This is a genomic window from Catenulispora yoronensis (genome assembly GCF_039531695.1).
GTDB lineage: Bacteria > Actinomycetota > Actinomycetes > Streptomycetales > Catenulisporaceae > Catenulispora > Catenulispora yoronensis.
Map to the genome: position 1 here is coordinate 1 of NZ_BAAAQN010000173.1, position 680 is coordinate 680.

Sequence of the window (680 nt, forward strand, 5' to 3'; positions counted from 1 at the left end):
GGCGATTGATGCCGAGTCCTCTTCGGATCTTGATGTTCAGACGGTTGCGGGTCAGGCGGCTGTGGTGATTTATACGTCGGGTTCGACGGGTCGTCCGAAGGGTGTTTTGGTTACGCATGAGGCGTTGATCAGTACGTTTACTGGTTGGGCGGGGACGCATTTTCCGGGTGGTGTGGGGTTGCGGTGGCTGGCGATGAACAGTGTCAGTTTTGATGTGTTCACTGGTGATGTGGTGCGGGCGTTGTGCTCTGGTGGTTCGTTGGTGGTGGCCCCGGTGGGGTTGCAGCTCTCTACTGCGGAGTGGGTGGAGACGATCCGTCGTGAGCGGGTGAACGCTTTCGAATGTTCGCCGCGCTATCTGGATCGGCTTGTCGACTATGTTGAGGCTACAAATATTGAGCTTGATAGTTTGCGGTTGTTGGTGGCGATTCCTGATTTGTGGCGGGGTTCGGGGGTGGTGCGGGCGCGGCGGGTGTTGGGTGGTGGGGTGCGGTTGTTGACGGCTTATGGTGTGACGGAGGCGACGATCGACTCCAGTTTCAGTGATCTGGCGGATGTCAGGGTTGGTGTTGATGAGCCGACGCCGATTGGTGGTCCGTTGCCGAATACGCGGTTGTATGTTTTGGATCGTCATTTGAGCCCGGTGCCGGTTGGGGCGGTGGGTGAGTTGTTTATTGCTG

Annotated in this window: 1 protein-coding gene; it reads left to right on the forward strand. The window is 57.8% G+C overall.

From position 1 onward, the window contains the following. Positions 1-680 (forward strand): AMP-binding protein (locus ABD481_RS46620; protein WP_344672340.1); only part of this gene is annotated, 680 nt, incomplete at both ends.